The 14,563-nt window shown below is 48.0% G+C and carries 21 protein-coding genes; 2 read left to right on the top strand and 19 right to left on the bottom strand.

The features are described 5' to 3' along the window. Positions 1–222: 222 nt before the first annotated feature. Together JZI27_RS17755 and JZI27_RS17750 are read right to left on the bottom strand one after the other, a co-directional pair. Positions 223–456: a hypothetical protein gene (locus JZI27_RS17755; protein ID WP_122910161.1), complete on the bottom strand. Its 234-nt coding sequence runs from the start codon at positions 454–456 to the stop codon at positions 223–225. Positions 457–572: 116 nt separating this feature from the next. Beyond that, entirely contained in the window at positions 573–1,226 is a 654-nt protein-coding gene (locus JZI27_RS17750) for a stage II sporulation protein M (RefSeq protein ID WP_122910160.1), read from the bottom strand. Positions 1,227–1,350: 124 nt separating this feature from the next. Here JZI27_RS17750 and pdaB point away from each other — a divergent pair, with 124 nt between their 5' ends. Next, positions 1,351–2,112: a polysaccharide deacetylase family sporulation protein PdaB gene (gene pdaB / locus JZI27_RS17745; protein WP_122910159.1), complete on the top strand. Its 762-nt coding sequence runs from the start codon at positions 1,351–1,353 to the stop codon at positions 2,110–2,112. A gap of 47 nt (positions 2,113–2,159) precedes the next feature. Here pdaB and JZI27_RS17740 read toward each other — a convergent pair whose 3' ends face one another. Beyond that, entirely contained in the window at positions 2,160–2,747 is a 588-nt protein-coding gene (locus JZI27_RS17740) for a KinB-signaling pathway activation protein (RefSeq protein WP_122910158.1), read from the bottom strand. A gap of 126 nt (positions 2,748–2,873) precedes the next feature. On the opposite strand from JZI27_RS17740, the gene gerD reads away from it, so the two are divergent. Beyond that, positions 2,874–3,503, top strand: a complete 630-nt coding sequence (gene gerD, locus JZI27_RS17735; RefSeq protein WP_280208483.1) for a spore germination lipoprotein GerD — start codon at positions 2,874–2,876, stop codon at positions 3,501–3,503. A gap of 62 nt (positions 3,504–3,565) precedes the next feature. Here the strand turns inward: gerD and JZI27_RS17730 are convergent, their stop codons facing one another. The 16 genes from JZI27_RS17730 to JZI27_RS17655 form a co-directional block, all read right to left on the bottom strand. After that, positions 3,566–4,666: a P-loop NTPase gene (locus JZI27_RS17730; protein ID WP_122910156.1), complete on the bottom strand. Its 1,101-nt coding sequence runs from the start codon at positions 4,664–4,666 to the stop codon at positions 3,566–3,568. Between the two features lie 102 nt (positions 4,667–4,768). After that, positions 4,769–5,485, bottom strand: coding sequence for an N-acetylmuramoyl-L-alanine amidase CwlD (cwlD, locus tag JZI27_RS17725; protein ID WP_251244641.1), 717 nt, complete (start codon positions 5,483–5,485; stop codon positions 4,769–4,771). Positions 5,486–5,704: 219 nt separating this feature from the next. Then, positions 5,705–6,097 carry a 30S ribosomal protein S9 gene (rpsI, locus tag JZI27_RS17720; protein WP_103110167.1) on the bottom strand — a complete coding sequence of 131 codons (393 nt, stop codon included), beginning with the start codon at positions 6,095–6,097 and terminating at the stop codon, positions 5,705–5,707. Between the two features lie 20 nt (positions 6,098–6,117). Beyond that, entirely contained in the window at positions 6,118–6,555 is a 438-nt protein-coding gene (gene rplM, locus JZI27_RS17715; RefSeq protein WP_122910154.1) for a 50S ribosomal protein L13, read from the bottom strand. Positions 6,556–6,773: 218 nt separating this feature from the next. After that, positions 6,774–7,526 carry a tRNA pseudouridine(38-40) synthase TruA gene (truA, locus tag JZI27_RS17710; RefSeq protein WP_251244640.1) on the bottom strand — a complete coding sequence of 251 codons (753 nt, stop codon included), beginning with the start codon at positions 7,524–7,526 and terminating at the stop codon, positions 6,774–6,776. Next, positions 7,523–8,320 (bottom strand): energy-coupling factor transporter transmembrane component T family protein, encoded by a 798-nt coding sequence (locus tag JZI27_RS17705; RefSeq protein ID WP_280208477.1) that lies wholly within the window; start codon positions 8,318–8,320, stop codon positions 7,523–7,525. The genes truA and JZI27_RS17705 overlap by 4 nt, the downstream gene beginning before the upstream one ends. A gap of 3 nt (positions 8,321–8,323) precedes the next feature. Continuing rightward, entirely contained in the window at positions 8,324–9,196 is an 873-nt protein-coding gene (locus tag JZI27_RS17700) for an energy-coupling factor transporter ATPase (RefSeq protein WP_122910151.1), read from the bottom strand. After that, positions 9,172–10,023, bottom strand: coding sequence for an energy-coupling factor transporter ATPase (locus tag JZI27_RS17695; RefSeq protein ID WP_280208475.1), 852 nt, complete (start codon positions 10,021–10,023; stop codon positions 9,172–9,174). The genes JZI27_RS17700 and JZI27_RS17695 overlap by 25 nt, the downstream gene beginning before the upstream one ends. Before the next feature lie 252 nt (positions 10,024–10,275). Beyond that, positions 10,276–10,635 (bottom strand): 50S ribosomal protein L17, encoded by a 360-nt coding sequence (gene rplQ, locus JZI27_RS17690; protein ID WP_122910149.1) that lies wholly within the window; start codon positions 10,633–10,635, stop codon positions 10,276–10,278. A gap of 131 nt (positions 10,636–10,766) precedes the next feature. Further along, complete coding sequence (locus tag JZI27_RS17685; RefSeq protein ID WP_122910148.1) at positions 10,767–11,711, bottom strand: DNA-directed RNA polymerase subunit alpha; 945 nt, start codon at positions 11,709–11,711, stop codon at positions 10,767–10,769. Positions 11,712–11,868: 157 nt separating this feature from the next. After that, entirely contained in the window at positions 11,869–12,270 is a 402-nt protein-coding gene (gene rpsK / locus JZI27_RS17680; protein WP_122910147.1) for a 30S ribosomal protein S11, read from the bottom strand. Between the two features lie 16 nt (positions 12,271–12,286). After that, positions 12,287–12,655: a 30S ribosomal protein S13 gene (gene rpsM / locus JZI27_RS17675; RefSeq protein ID WP_122910146.1), complete on the bottom strand. Its 369-nt coding sequence runs from the start codon at positions 12,653–12,655 to the stop codon at positions 12,287–12,289. A gap of 21 nt (positions 12,656–12,676) precedes the next feature. After that, on the bottom strand, positions 12,677–12,790 hold the full coding sequence (gene rpmJ / locus JZI27_RS17670; protein WP_003333770.1) for a 50S ribosomal protein L36: 114 nt from the start codon (positions 12,788–12,790) through the stop codon (positions 12,677–12,679). A 34-nt stretch (positions 12,791–12,824) separates the two neighbouring features. Then, positions 12,825–13,043 (bottom strand): translation initiation factor IF-1, encoded by a 219-nt coding sequence (gene infA / locus JZI27_RS17665; RefSeq protein ID WP_023558720.1) that lies wholly within the window; start codon positions 13,041–13,043, stop codon positions 12,825–12,827. A 118-nt stretch (positions 13,044–13,161) separates the two neighbouring features. Beyond that, positions 13,162–13,908: a type I methionyl aminopeptidase gene (gene map / locus JZI27_RS17660; RefSeq protein ID WP_122910145.1), complete on the bottom strand. Its 747-nt coding sequence runs from the start codon at positions 13,906–13,908 to the stop codon at positions 13,162–13,164. A 6-nt stretch (positions 13,909–13,914) separates the two neighbouring features. Continuing rightward, positions 13,915–14,559, bottom strand: a complete 645-nt coding sequence (locus JZI27_RS17655; protein ID WP_122910144.1) for an adenylate kinase — start codon at positions 14,557–14,559, stop codon at positions 13,915–13,917. Positions 14,560–14,563: the final 4 nt, after the last annotated feature.

The raw sequence follows: 14,563 nt of genomic DNA, 5'->3' as shown, positions 1-14,563 counted from the left end.
GCCAGCGTTCGTCCTGAGCCAGGATCAAACTCTCCAATAAAGTTTGTATCTGGTTCAAAGCTGGCAAATCATTTAATGATAGACTCATCAACGCTTTCGCTGTTCAGTTTTCAAAGAGCAAGTGTCCGTCAACTCGTTGTTATTTCGTTACGTCGTCTTAAGGACAAGAACTAATCTATCACGTTCCACATGGTTGAGTCAATACGTTTTTCAAAAAAGATTTTAAGTAAAATTCTCTTCCTCGAGTTTCTTCCTTCTCACATACTTGGAAAGCTCCGTAGGGGATGCGATCCTAGCGTACATGCGGAACAGGATCGAGTATCGTTCCTCCATAGCTCTTTTCACCAAATAATCAATGCGCTTATCACTAAAATCAAGCAGCATTTCTTCCAGCTCTCGTTTTAAAAGATACTCTAATTCCAGTACTTCTTTGGAATGAAACAAAAACCCCAGCAACAAAATCGACCTCCATCTAACGAGTCTACCCCACTATCTTTTCCAACATAATTCTGCTGTATTCAAAAATAAAAGCCTTCCGTTTAGGAAGGCTTTACTTATGGACTTACTAGGAGTTATTTCAGCAACCTCAATTGTTCTAGTTGTTCCCCTAATGCGGCCTCCAGAATCATCGGGGTAATGACACTTTCCACAACACCCGCTACAAGAAGCAGCACGATCACCAGAAGTACGGCTGCTGGAAATTGCTTGAGGGTGTCATACCAATCGTTTTTTACCCGCTCCCCTTTCCCAGGCTGAAACAGCAAGCCAATGGAGCGAAGGACCAGTCCACCCAAGCGAATCCCTATCCCAGCAGCAAAGAATACAGCTGCCAGTTCAAAGATCCCGTGTGGCAAAATTCCTGCAGCAAACACAAGCAATGGATTTATTCCTGCTGTACTGTAGGTGGAGAGAATAAACCCAAGCAGAATTCCGTTCGCAAGCATGCCAAAAATGGGAAAGACCCCAAAAAACAAGCCCATCGCCATCATCATCAACGCACTAATCACATTGTTTGTATAGATAGCCCAGAAAGTAGCAAAAGCTCCTCCACCGTTCTCGCGTATGCGGTCCACCACTTCCTTCAATTGGCCCAAAAGCTGATTCACCATCTCCTGGACCGCTGCCGATTGCATGTATCCGATCAACATTCCGCCTAAGAACAGCAAGGCGGAGGCGAGAAAATAACGTCGATTATCTGCCCAAAGTCTTCTTAGCTGACTTTTCATAAGCACGCTCCTTCATCCCCGAATAATTCCACTATATTCATTTTACCTCATCAATAGTCGATAGACCAAAGAATATCCTTGTCTGATACGCATAAACTGATATCGGACAAAGGAGGTGCTTTTCATGAGATATATCTTCGTCGTCAGTGCACAGCGATTAAAACAAATCATGATCGTTTGTACCACTCTCCTGTTGGCAATCGCACTTGGGTACCAAGAACGCGATTCGATCGCAGCCTTTGCTGACCAGGAAGAGTCCCCACATGCGATCTATAAAGTGGACACGAAAGAAAAGAAGATCGCCCTTACTTTTGACATTAGCTGGGGAGAGACGAGAGCCGTGCCCATTCTGGATATTTTAAAGGAAAAGAATGTAAAAGCAACCTTTTTCCTCTCCTCTGCATGGAGCCAACGGCATCAGGACACAGTCAAACGAATCAAGCAGGACGGCTTCGAAATTGGCTCGCACGGCCACAAGCATGATTTTTACACCAAATACACCGATGAAGAAATCCGCTCCCAAATTCGTCTGGCGGACTCCATTCTGACCGAAATGACAGGCAAAAAACCTACTCTCATTCGCATGCCCAACGGTGATATCGATAAACGCGTATTGACAATCGCCAATCAACTGAAGTACTCAGTAATTCAATGGGACACGGATTCTCATGACTGGACGAACCCAGGAAAAGACGTGATCGTAAACAATGTATTATCCAAAGCTCATCCTGGCGATATCATTTTGATGCATGCCAGCGATTCCAGCAAGGAAACACATCTGGCACTTCCTGTTATCATTGAAAAGCTGCGCGGCAAAGGCTACGAGTTCGTCACCGTATCCGAATTGATTTCAGGTGCAGATGTAAAAAGCCAAGAAGTGAAATAGCCTCTCCATTCATCACATCAAAATAAAAAGCTGGCCTTTGGACGAGGTCAGCTTTCCTGTTTTAATACGCGATGTAGTTGCATGACTTGCCACACGTTGCAAAACAATAAAGGTACAAGCATCGATAAAGTTGCGTGAACATTATTTTCCTTAAGCGCTGGGATCCATTCCAATGCTGTGACGACAAACATGAAGAAAAGCGTCGGCACCCACGCCGTACGATTGGTTACGCTCACTTTACCGTAGGCAGTCACTACCGCTACGATGAGCAGCATGATCGGCTCAATGAAATACGGCCAGATCGAACCGTCTTGTCCAAGCGAATTATAACGCAAATAAATCATATCAAAAAAAACAAACACCACGAGAAATATCTGTATGCTTCTCCACAAGGATGGGGAGCGAACGAGGGTTTTTGCAAAGTAATTGACGGTCATATATGCAAAAAATCCCATTTGAGAAACAATGCTGATCGTCATACCATACAGCAAGTACATGAGCATCCCGACGAAAAAGTTGCCCATGCTCCCTTCCGTCAGCTTTTCTAAATCAAAAATAATGGCGACTAGAATCCCACCCAAACCGCCAAGCAGCAGGGTGGTGATAAAAAGCCAGCCATATTTGCGCAAACTCACCTAACATTCCCTCCTATCCACATCGTTTATGATTGTACCAATGCAAGAAAGAAAATACTAGCGTAAGAACAAAACAAAATGCACACGTTACTCATAGGCAAAAGTAAAGAAGGAGGTGTCCAACCCATGAGAAAAAAGGCTTTCCCTTCTTGGTTGTTGTTCATCATCTGCCTGCTCATGACAGGATGTACAGCTGGCGGTCAAGGACAAAGTTCTCAGCCAGATTATAAAAGCATGAAAGACATGGTGCTGGACATTATGCAGACGGAAGAAGCCAAAAAGTCTGTGGAAAAAATGATGAAGGACGAGAAATTCAAGCAAAATATCATGCTTGATGAATCCACTGTACGTACGACCCTCATTCAGAGCATGACAAATCCGAATAGCACCCACATTAAAGAGGCTTTTAAAGATCCCAAATTTGCCAGTACTTTGGCGAAGTCAATGAAAGAAGAACAAAAAAAGCTGATGAAGGACTTAATGAAAGACCCAGAGTACCAGAAAGAACTGGTCAGCGTCATGAAGGATCCGGAGTTTGAAAAAAATCTGATGGAATTAATGAAAAGCTCGGCATATCGCCAGCAAACCATGCAAATCATGAAGGAATCGCTGCAAAGTCCGCTGTTCCAAGCTGAAATGATGCATTTGATGACCAAGGCAACGGAAGAAATGACAAAGCCAAAGGAACTGAAATCGAAGAAAAAAGGGCAAGGCTCGGGTAGTGGGGATGAGGGTGGAGGCGGAGGTTCACAATAAGCGTACCGCCTTGTACGGTAACCAAAAAGGTGAGCTCGTATGGAGCCCACCTTTTTATCTTCTTACTTGGTTGTACCTTCACATTTCTGTTCCACGCGTTTGGCCATATCCATGTAGATTTGACCGATCGCACTATCCTGTTTGTACACGGATGGCGAATAATCTGGCTCAGACGGATGATTTTCCGGTTGCCCCAACGGAATCTGCGCCAACAGATCACAAGTCAGCGTCTCGGCCAGCTTGGCTCCGCCGCCACGGCCAAACACATACTCCTTGGTGCCGTCTTTGGCTTCATACCATGCCATGTTTTCGACGATCCCCAGAATTTCATGTCCGGTTCTTTTTGCCATTGCCCCCGCACGTGCAGCTACAAATGCAGCGGTCGGGTGAGGTGTCGTCACCACAATCTCCATACTTTGCGGAATCATAGTGTGTACATCAAGCGCCATGTCACCTGTACCTGGAGGCAAGTCCAGCAGCAAATAGTCCAGTTCTTCTCCCCAGTGAACTTCAGTAAAGAAGTTGCGGAGCATTTTACCCAGCATAGGTCCACGCCAGATAACCGGTGCGTTGTCTTCTACAAAAAAGCCCATCGACATCACTTTCACATTTTGCTTTTCTACAGGCAAAATGGTTTCTCCAATGACAGTCGGACGCTGCTCGATGTTCATCATGTCGGGTACGCTGAAGCCGTAGATATCCGCGTCGATGATACCTACTTTTTTCCCCAGGCGTGCCAAAGCCACGGCCAGGTTTACCGTTACGGTGGACTTACCCACGCCACCTTTACCAGAGGTAACGGCAATAAACGTCGTAGTGGATTCCTTGTCCAAAATCGGATTCAGCAAAGGCGTCTGACCCGGAGTCGCTTTCGGTGCCTGACTGCCGCGCAATTGAGCGCTCAGCGCCGCTCTCTCCTCGTCTGTCATCGCTCCGAATTGCAGCCTCACCTCTTCAGCACCAAGAGCACGCAAAGCCGATACGACATCATCTTCAATTTTTGCCTTCAACGGACAGCCTGTAATCGTCAGAACCACCGTAAGGCTGATGGTGTTCCCCTCGATCTGAATGTCACGAATCATGTTCAGTTCAACCAGACTGCGGTTAATTTCTGGATCTTTTACATCACGTAAAGCTTCCAGTACCTTTTCTTTCGTTAACATTTTGTTCCCCCCATCTATTCCTAAGCAAGTATTTTCACGATTTGAAAGGTATGCACGTTCATTATAGCATACTCATATCCCGGGAACATCGGGAAGGCCCACTTACGGTGCAGTTGGAACCTTTTCCCCCGCATACTGTCTTAATATGCCCTGATAAATCGCATTTGCCATCGCTTTTTGGTAATCGACGGAACGCAGCTGCTCGGCTTCCTTCGAGTTGCTGACAAAGCCCACTTCAACCAAAACTGCTGGACAAGTGACTTCACGAATCAGGAACACTTTTTCCGTTTTACTTGGCACCCGATCCGTATTCTCCATCACACGCTTAATTTCGTCCTGGATCAGATAGGACATCTCTTCGCTTTTTTTGAAGGCTGGTGAATAAAAAGTCTGCGCTCCCGACCATTTGGGGGAAGGAATGGAATTGACATGAATGCTAACCAAAAAGTCAGGTGCATTCTCGTTGATCAGCTTTACCCGGTTGCGAATATCCTCGGATTTACGCTTGCGATTTTGATCAGCTTCTGGCGAGGCCAAGTCCTTGTCCTCTTCTCTGGTCATAATGACATACGCCCCTGATTGCTGAAGAAAGTCACGCAAATACATGCTGATGGCAAGCGTCACATCCTTCTCCACCACGTCTCCTTCTGCTGAAACAGCGCCTCCATCCTTTCCCCCATGACCTGGATCAATCGCAATGACTGTCCCTGTCAATGGAAGCGACCATGCCGTCCAAGAAGAGCGATCGGGAGCTTCATAGGTGAACAGCACCATAAGTAAAGCAAAAGCCAGTATCCAGCCTAATCCTTTTCGTGTCACTGTCTACCGTCCCCTTTGTCCCATTCTCGTTCCATCATATGGACAAACGTGGACAAATATGACCATCGGGATTGGATAGAGAATACAGCTCAAGCTCAAACCCTGTACATAGCAGCTGTAGAAGGTATCAAACAACACTAGTACCCCTCTTCCCATCCCGAGCATGCAAAAACCCCTGACCGATGATGGCCAGGGGTAAATGTCGTTGCTTGTAAGCAATTAGCGCTTGGAGAATTGAGGTGCGCGACGAGCAGCTTTCAAGCCGTATTTTTTACGCTCTTTCATACGAGGATCGCGAGTCAGGAAGCCAGCGCGTTTCAGAGCGCCACGCAATTCCGGATCTGCTTTCAACAGCGCACGAGCTACACCATGACGGATTGCACCAGCTTGACCAGTGGTTCCGCCACCGTTTACATTAACCAATACATCGTAGCGACCCAGTGTTTCAGTCAATACGAGTGGTTGTTTCACGATCAATTTCAGCGTTTCCAAACCAAAGTAAGTATCCATTTCACGTTTGTTGATCAAGATGCGACCTTCACCTGGAACCAGGCGAACACGTGCTACGGAGTGCTTACGACGACCTGTACCGTAGTATTGTACTTGTGCCACGTATATTTCCTCCCTTTACCTTAACCGCGGATTTGCCAAGCTTCTGGTTTTTGTGCTGCATGTGGATGCTCAGTTCCAGCGTATACTTTCAGCTTGGTGAACATTTGACGTCCCAGTCTGTTTTTAGGCAGCATGCCTTTTACAGCGATTTCGAACATACGCTCTGGCTTTTTGTTCAGCATATCGCCAGCAGTTGTCTTTTTCAAACCACCTGGATACAGGGAGTGAGTGTAGTAGATCTTGTCTTGCAGTTTGTTACCGGTCAGCTTCACTTTGTCAGCGTTGATTACGATTACGAAATCGCCAGCATCAACGTGAGGAGTGAATTCTGGTTTCAGTTTACCGCGCAGGATCGAAGCTACTTCACTAGCCAGACGGCCCAGCGTTTGACCTTCAGCGTCAACGATGTACCATTTACGCTCTACTTCGAGCGGTTTCGCCATATATGTGGTACGCATGTTTGTCCCTCCTAAATATCTTACCTAACACAATGCTATAAACAAACGTTTGAAAGAGAAAATTGCAAACTGTAACGGGTGAGCAACTTCTCCAGGTGTTCCATATTAACACGATCTTGTCTTTTAATTCCCGGGGCTAGAGTGGGGCTAGGCGGGGTTAAAATACCAAGGAATATCGTACTACATAGAGGTGTCAGAGTCAAGTGCCTGCTTCAAGACTAATCTTTGGAAATGTTCGTCTCGTAGTAGACTTCCCACATCGTCAAACCTTTGGCCGGAGCTGTTTTCCCTGCTCGCTCGCGATCGCAAGCCAACAGAATTTCTTTTAGCTCATCAGGGGCTCTTTTGCCCTGTCCGACCTCAACCAAGGTTCCTACGATAATGCGAACCATGTTGTACAAAAAACCATTGCCTCGGCAAGTCACCCAAACCTCGTGACCGGACCGCTCTACCTTCACCCGATATACAGTGCGCACCTTGTCCTCCACATACGTCTTGGCTGAGCAGAAGGACGTAAAGTCGTGCTTTCCTTCCAGATGGCGTGCCGCCTGTTGCATCGCTTCCACATCCAGCGGAAAGCGAATGTGGTCGGCATACCGGTGGCGGAATACGTCTGCTACAGGAGCGTTATCGATGCAATAGCGGTATTCTTTCACCTGCACATCAAAACGAGCATGGAAGGACTCATCCGCTTCTTCCACAGAACGAACCACAATAGCATCGGGAAGTTGATTATTCAGTACAAAGCGCCATTTGTCCAGTGGAATATGGCTACCGGTATCAAAATGAATCACTTGTCCTCGTGCATGGACGCCTGCATCTGTTCGTCCTGATCCGTATACCTGAATCTCTTCTCCGGTAATCCGCTGAAGAGCAGCCTCGATCTCACCCTGAATAGTAATCTGGTCAGGCTGCACCTGAAAGCCACTATAATCAGTACCGTCATAGGCAACGACACATTTTAATCTCATGTTCGCCACCACCAAATCACAAACGTCAAGGCCGCAGCTACTACAGCGATCGCGACATCGCGCCACGTAAACTGCAGCTTATTGAGTCGCGTCCTGCCAACTCCTCCGCGATATCCTCGAGCCTCCATCGCTAGAGCCAACTCCTCAGCACGTCGAAACGCACTGATAAACAACGGAATGGCAATCGGAATCAGATTTTTCGCTCTTCTGACCAAATTACCGCTCGTGAAGTCGGCGCCTCTTGCTGTCTGTGCCTTGATGATCTTGTCCGTCTCTTCCATGAGCGTAGGAATAAATCGCAGAGCAATCGACATCATGAGTGCGATCTCATGTACCGGCACGCCTATGCGTCCAAATGGCCGCAGCAGTCGCTCCAAACCTTCCGTCAAATCCATCGGAGACGTAGTCAAGGTAAGCAAGGAACTGAAGAGGATGAGAAGCCCCAGACGAATGGAAATAAAGATGGCCTGTCGTACGCCTTGCTCTTCAATGGTAAAGCTGCCCCATTGATAGTAGACGGTTCCGCCTTTCGTAATAAAAATATGGAGAATGACGGTAAAGAGAATTAAAAACCAAACGGGCTTCAAGCTCTTCAGGATATAGGTGAATGAGAGCCGGGAAAGCAGAATCGTAAATAGGGTAAACCCGATGAGAATCGAGTACGTAATGGTGTTGTTTCCTAAAAAAACCAGCGTCGCAAACAGTACGATAAAAAGCAGCTTGCTCCGTGGATCAGCCCGATGAAGAAACGATTGTCCCGGCACGTACTGGCCGATAGCGATATTCTGCAGCATGCCCTAGCACTCCTTTGGCGCGGACAGTCGTTCCAGCAAATGAGCAATCAGCTCCTCTTCCCGATACAGCGTGGTCGGTAGGCTTTCTTTGTCCGGCAGCGATTGATTGATACGGGAGATGAAGGATACGGTTTCCGGTACGTCCAGTGACAAAGTTCGGAGCAACTCTGCCTGCTGAAATACCTCTTCCGGTCTCCCCTGCATCACCAGCTCACCACCTGCCATCACCAGCATCAGGTCAGCATAACGCGCAGCTTCCTCCATGCTATGTGTGACCAACAAGGTAGTCAGCTTCTGCTCACGATGAATGCGGTGAATGCCTTCCAGGATCGCTTTGCGCCCTGCAGGGTCTAGACCAGCAGTCGGCTCATCGAGTACAAGTACCTTGGGTTGCATCGCTAAAACCCCGGCAATCGCTACACGCCTCATCTGCCCGCCGCTCAATTGAAAAGGCGATCTGTCTTTCATCGTTTCGTAGTCAAGACCAACAATCTCCAACGCTTCTCGCGCCCTAGCTTCTGCCATATTCGGAGGAAGCTCAAAGTTAAGCGGACCAAAGCAGACATCCTTGGCAACTGTTTCTTCAAACAATTGATGTTCAGGATATTGAAAAACAAGCCCGATATCTTTGCGTCGAGCATGCGGAATTCGCTGAGAAGGGGTAATCACTACATCCCCGATGGTAATTTTGCCAGAAGTGGGAGTTAAGAGACCATTCAGATGCTGGATCAACGTCGATTTCCCAGAACCTGTTTGGCCGATTATCCCGACAAACGCACCTGAAGGAATCGTCAGCGAAATATTTTGCAAGGCCAGCCGTTCAAATGGCGTTCCCTTGCCGTACATGTGGCTTACCTGGTCAAAAGTAATCTGCATAGGTGCTCCACCAGCTCCTCTTGATGCAGTTCAAACGGAAGATCATATCCCTTTGCAATCAGTTCATGTCGTACTCGTACTACAAAGGGTACGTCCAAGCCTGCTTGCTGTAGCCTGTCTACCTGGGAGAATACTTCAGCCGGGTGCCCTTCCATCAAGACTTCACCGTTTTCCATCACGATTACCCGATCTGAATCGATCGCTTCTTCGGGAAAATGCGTGATGTTTACAACCGTGATTCCCTCTTCCCGGTTCAACCGTCTAGCCAAGTGCATGACTTCCTGTCGCCCCTGTGGGTCCAGCATCGCTGTAGCCTCATCCAAGATAATGACGGAGGGACGCATCGCCATGATACCGGCGATCGCGACACGCTGCTTTTGTCCTCCAGACAAACGGTATGGTTGTGCCAGCGCATACTTTTCCATGCCTACTGAAAGCAAAGCCTCGTCAATGCGATTGCGCATTTCCTTTGGATCTACCCCCATATTTTCAAGGCCAAAGGCAACATCGTCTTCTACTGTTGCACCAACTATTTGATTGTCCGGGTTCTGAAAGACCATCCCCACATGTCGGCGGATTTCCCAAATCATTTCACCATCTTTGGTATCTACACCGCTGACCAGTATCTTTCCACCCTCAGGAAGAAGCAGAGCGTTCATCAATTTTGCCAAAGTCGATTTGCCGGAACCATTGTGACCGAGAACCGAAACAAACGATCCTTTGGCAATCGAGAGATCGACTCCCTTCAGTACCTTTACCCGTTGACCTTCTTCGCCATCATAGGAAAAAGTGACATCTGAAAATGTCAGCAAGTTCTCCGGATTCATGAGTCAGTCACATCCCTCGACATCTTCAAGCCCAGGTGAGAATCGAGATATACGTGGCTCTCCATGGCCAATGTACTCTCTTTTACTTTCCTCCGTTATCGCGTTAACGAATAGGAACTTCTAGAAAGTAGAAAAAAGGGTTGAATCAGAGTCCAGCCTATGACCAGATCTGCCCCCACCCTTTTCGCGGTAGTTTTCCAGGTCAGAGATTGTGTCCCATTCCCGGGTCAAACGACCAGTTTATTTGTGAAATTAAACCAATTCGATGAACGCCATTGGAGCAGCATCCCCACGACGAGGACCGGTTTTCAGGATACGAGTGTATCCACCGTTGCGCTCTTTGAAGCGAGGTGCGATTTCATCGAACAGTTTTTGAACTGCATCGCGGCCTTCTTCATTGGCTACTTCTTTACGAACGAAAGCAGCTACTTGACGACGAGCATGCAAGTCTCCACGCTTCGCCAGCGTAATCATTTGCTCAGCGATTGGGCGCAGTTCTTTTGCCTTCATCTCAGTAGTTTCAATGCGCTCGTGAATGATCAGGTCAGTTACCAAGTCGCGGAACAACGCTTTACGCGCCGCACTGCGACGACCCAATTTACGGTATGCCATGTTCTTAACCTCCCTTTTCACGCTGACCATGCTGCCTAGATGCTGTATGCTTCTATGTCAGCAAAACCAGATCTGTACTCCCTATTAGGGATACCGAAAGAACAAATGGTGTCCTTGGGTGAATCTCTTCCCTAGTCGTCGCTGCGCAATGACAAGCCGAGCTCAGCCAGCTTCTCTTGCACTTCTTCCAGAGATTTGCGACCCAGATTGCGCACTTTCATCATGTCCTCTTCGGTTTTCTGCGTCAGCTCTTGCACGGTATTGATACCGGCACGCTTCAAGCAGTTGTAGGAACGAACAGAAAGATCCAGTTCTTCGATCGTCATCTCCAAAACTTTCTCTTTTTTGTCCTCTTCCTTTTCAACCATGATTTCAGCATCTTTCGCTTCATCCGTCAGACCGACGAACAAGTTCAGGTGCTCCGTCATGATTTTGGCGCCAAGACTCACGGCTTCTTCCGGACTAATGCTGCCGTTCGTCCAAACCTCCAGCGTCAACTTATCATAGTTGGTCATTTGCCCTACACGGGTATTTTCCACTTGATAGTTCACGCGTTTGATTGGCGTGTAGATGGAATCAATCGGAATCACACCAATAGGCAGATCCTCCGATTTGTTTCCGTCTGCTTGAACATATCCACGACCACGTCCTGCTGTCATACGAATGTGTAGTCGACCGCCATTCGCCAACGTTGCAATATGAAGATCAGGGTTCAAGATCTCCACATCACTGTCAGCACGGATATCTCCCGCCTTGACGACGCCTTCGCCTTCTGCATCAATCTCGATGATTTTTTCCTCATCAGAGTGGATCTTCAGTGCTAGGCCTTTGATATTCAGGATGATCTCGGTTACATCTTCAACGACGCCCTCTACTGTCGAGAACTCATGCAGAACACCATCGATTTGCACAGTACGAACTGCCGCGCCTGGCAACGAAGACAGGAGAATCCGTCTCAGAGAGTTGCCAAGAGTAGTTCCATAGCCGCGTTCTAGGGGTTCTACTACAAATTTTCCGTACGAGTTGTCGTCGCTTACTTCCACAACCTCGATTTTTGGTTTTTCTATTTCTATCATTAAACAAACCCTCCTTCAAAACGTCGAAATTCTTGGGTGGGCCGCATACGTGCCCACTCAGGAACTTCCCCGGCGGTTTACCGTTTGCGTGCATGACAAGCAAATAAATCAGAATTTACCATTCTAGTATGGACATGTTCTGAACGTTATAAACCAGTTACACGCGGCGACGTTTTGGTGGACGGCAACCGTTGTGCGGAATCGGTGTCACGTCTTTGATCATATTAACTTCCAGACCTGCTGCTTGCAGGGAACGGATCGCTGCTTCACGACCTGCACCTGGACCTTTTACGGAAACTTCAAGGGAGCGCATGCCATGATCCATAGCTACGCGTGCTGCTGCTTCAGCAGCCATTTGCGCTGCAAATGGAGTGCTTTTGCGGGAGCCTTTGAATCCGAGGGAACCAGCGCTGGACCAAGAGATTGCGTTACCATGTGGATCAGTGATCGTAACGATGGTGTTGTTGAATGTAGAGCGGATATGCGCTACGCCAACTTCAACATTTTTACGGTCACGACGACGGGTACGAGTAGCTGTCGCTTGTTTTCTTTTCGCCATGTCAGATTACCCTCCTTTACTTCTTCTTGTTCGCTACTGTACGGCGTGGACCTTTACGCGTACGAGCATTGGTTTTGGAACGTTGGCCGCGAACTGGCAGTCCACGACGGTGACGGATACCACGGAAGCAACCGATTTCCATCAGACGTTTGATGTTCAGGGAAATCTCACGACGGAGATCGCCTTCCACCTTCACGGTTTTGTCGATGTACTCACGCAGTTTAGCAACTTCATCTTCTGTCAGATCGCGAACACGAGTGTTCACATCTACGCCAGTGGCGGACAGAATTTTTTGGGACGTGGGGCGGCCAATACCAAAGATGTAGGTAAGAGCAACTTCCACGCGTTTTTCGCGGGGCAAGTCAACGCCTGCAATACGTGCCATGTGTAAAAAGCACCTCCTTGTTTACCCTTGTTTTTGCTTATGCTTCGGATTTTCACAAATAACCATAACGTTGCCTTTACGACGGATAACCTTGCATTTTTCGCAGATCGGTTTAACCGAAGGTCTCACTTTCATGGTTCTTGCCTCCCTTTTCTAGGGGTTTAACCTCTTATTTATAACGGTACGTAATACGTCCGCGGGTCAAGTCGTACGGCGACAGTTCAACAGTAACTTTATCCCCAGGTAGAATGCGAATAAAGTGCATGCGAATCTTACCAGAGACGTGAGCGAGGATCTTGTGTCCATTCTCTAATTCTACCCGAAACATTGCGTTGGGCAAAGGCTCAATAACCGTTCCTTCCACCTCAATAACATCGTCTTTTGCCATAGTAAACTCTCCTTTCTTCTGCTCTTCAGTCGGACCATGAGTTTTGCGAAATGATCACACAACGAACTTATCGTCGACACGTTGGACGACAATTTCGGGAGAAAACCGAAACTCTCGTTTACGTTCGTGTAAAAATCTCATAGCCATCTTCCGTAATCGCGATGGTGTGTTCAAAATGAGCACAGTTCTTCCGATCCACTGTTACTACCGTCCAATTGTCCTCCAATGTGCGGACATAACGTTCGCCGGCATTTACCATTGGCTCAACTGCCAACACCATGCCTGGTTTCAACCGTGGACCTCGATTCGGAGGGCCGTAGTTGGGAACCTGCGGATCCTCGTGCAAGTTTTGCCCAATCCCATGCCCCACATACTCGCGAACGAGTGTGAAGCCGGCAGCTTCAGCATGAACCTGGATCGCATGTGAGATATCGGAGAGCCTAGCGCCCGATCTCGCTTGCTCAAGACCCTTGAACAGCGATTCTTCCGTTACTCGCAGCAACATCTGATTCTCCGGAGAAATCGTGCCGACCGGATACGTCCAAGCGGAGTCGCCATGAAAGCCTTGAAACTGGGCACCAATGTCGAGGCTGATGATATCTCCCTCTTGTAACGTCCGTTTTCCTGGGATACCGTGTACGAGTTCTTCATTGACTGAAGTACAGATACTTCCTGGAAAGCCACCGTAGCCTTTAAACGAGGGAATAGCTCCCATGCTTCTGATAAAGGTCTCGGCTATTTCGTCCAGTTGCTTCGTCGTGACACCAGGCTTGATTGCCTTGGCCAGTTCTTGATGGGTGAGTGCTACGATCCGACCAGCTTCGCGCATAACCTCAAGTTCTGCTTTCGACTTTAGGATGATCATTCGCAATTACCCTCGCAACAAAGACTGTATTTCTGCAAACACTACCTGGATATCTTGTTCTCCATTGATTTCTCGCAGGAGTTCCTGACCGGAGTAGTAATCAATGAGCGGTTGTGTTTGAGCAATGTTGACATCAAGACGTTGTGCAACCACTTCCGGCTTGTCGTCTTCACGCTGATACAGTTTGCCGCCATCCTTATCACACACGCCAGCCTCCGCTGGAGGATTGAACAGTGTGTGGTAGCTACCTCCGCATACAGGGCAGATCCAGCGACCTGTCAGCCGTTCAATCAGGAGTTCCCGACGAACGGTGATATTGACCACGTGATCAATTTTGCGTCCCAGCTCTTCGAGAGTTGCTGTCAACGCTTCAGCTTGAGGAACGGTGCGCGGGAATCCATCCAAGAGAAAACCCTCTTTGCAGTCGTCCATCGACAATCTTTCCCGCACAATTCCAATCGTTACTTCATCTGGGACCAGTTGACCTTGATCCATGTAAGACTTGGCCTTCAGTCCGAGCGGCGTTTCGTTTTTAACCGCAGCTCGGAACATGTCACCAGTCGAAATGTGCGGGATGTTAAACTCTTTCACGATTCGTTCTGCCTGTGTACCCTTACCGGCTCCAGGCAGTCCCATCAGAATTATATTCACGTCC

Source organism: Brevibacillus sp. AY1 (assembly GCF_029870785.1).
In the GTDB taxonomy this organism is placed as follows: Bacteria; Bacillota; Bacilli; order Brevibacillales; family Brevibacillaceae; genus Brevibacillus; species Brevibacillus invocatus.
Note: the sequence above shows the minus strand (reverse complement) of the source record. Positions and strands in the feature narration are given on the sequence as shown.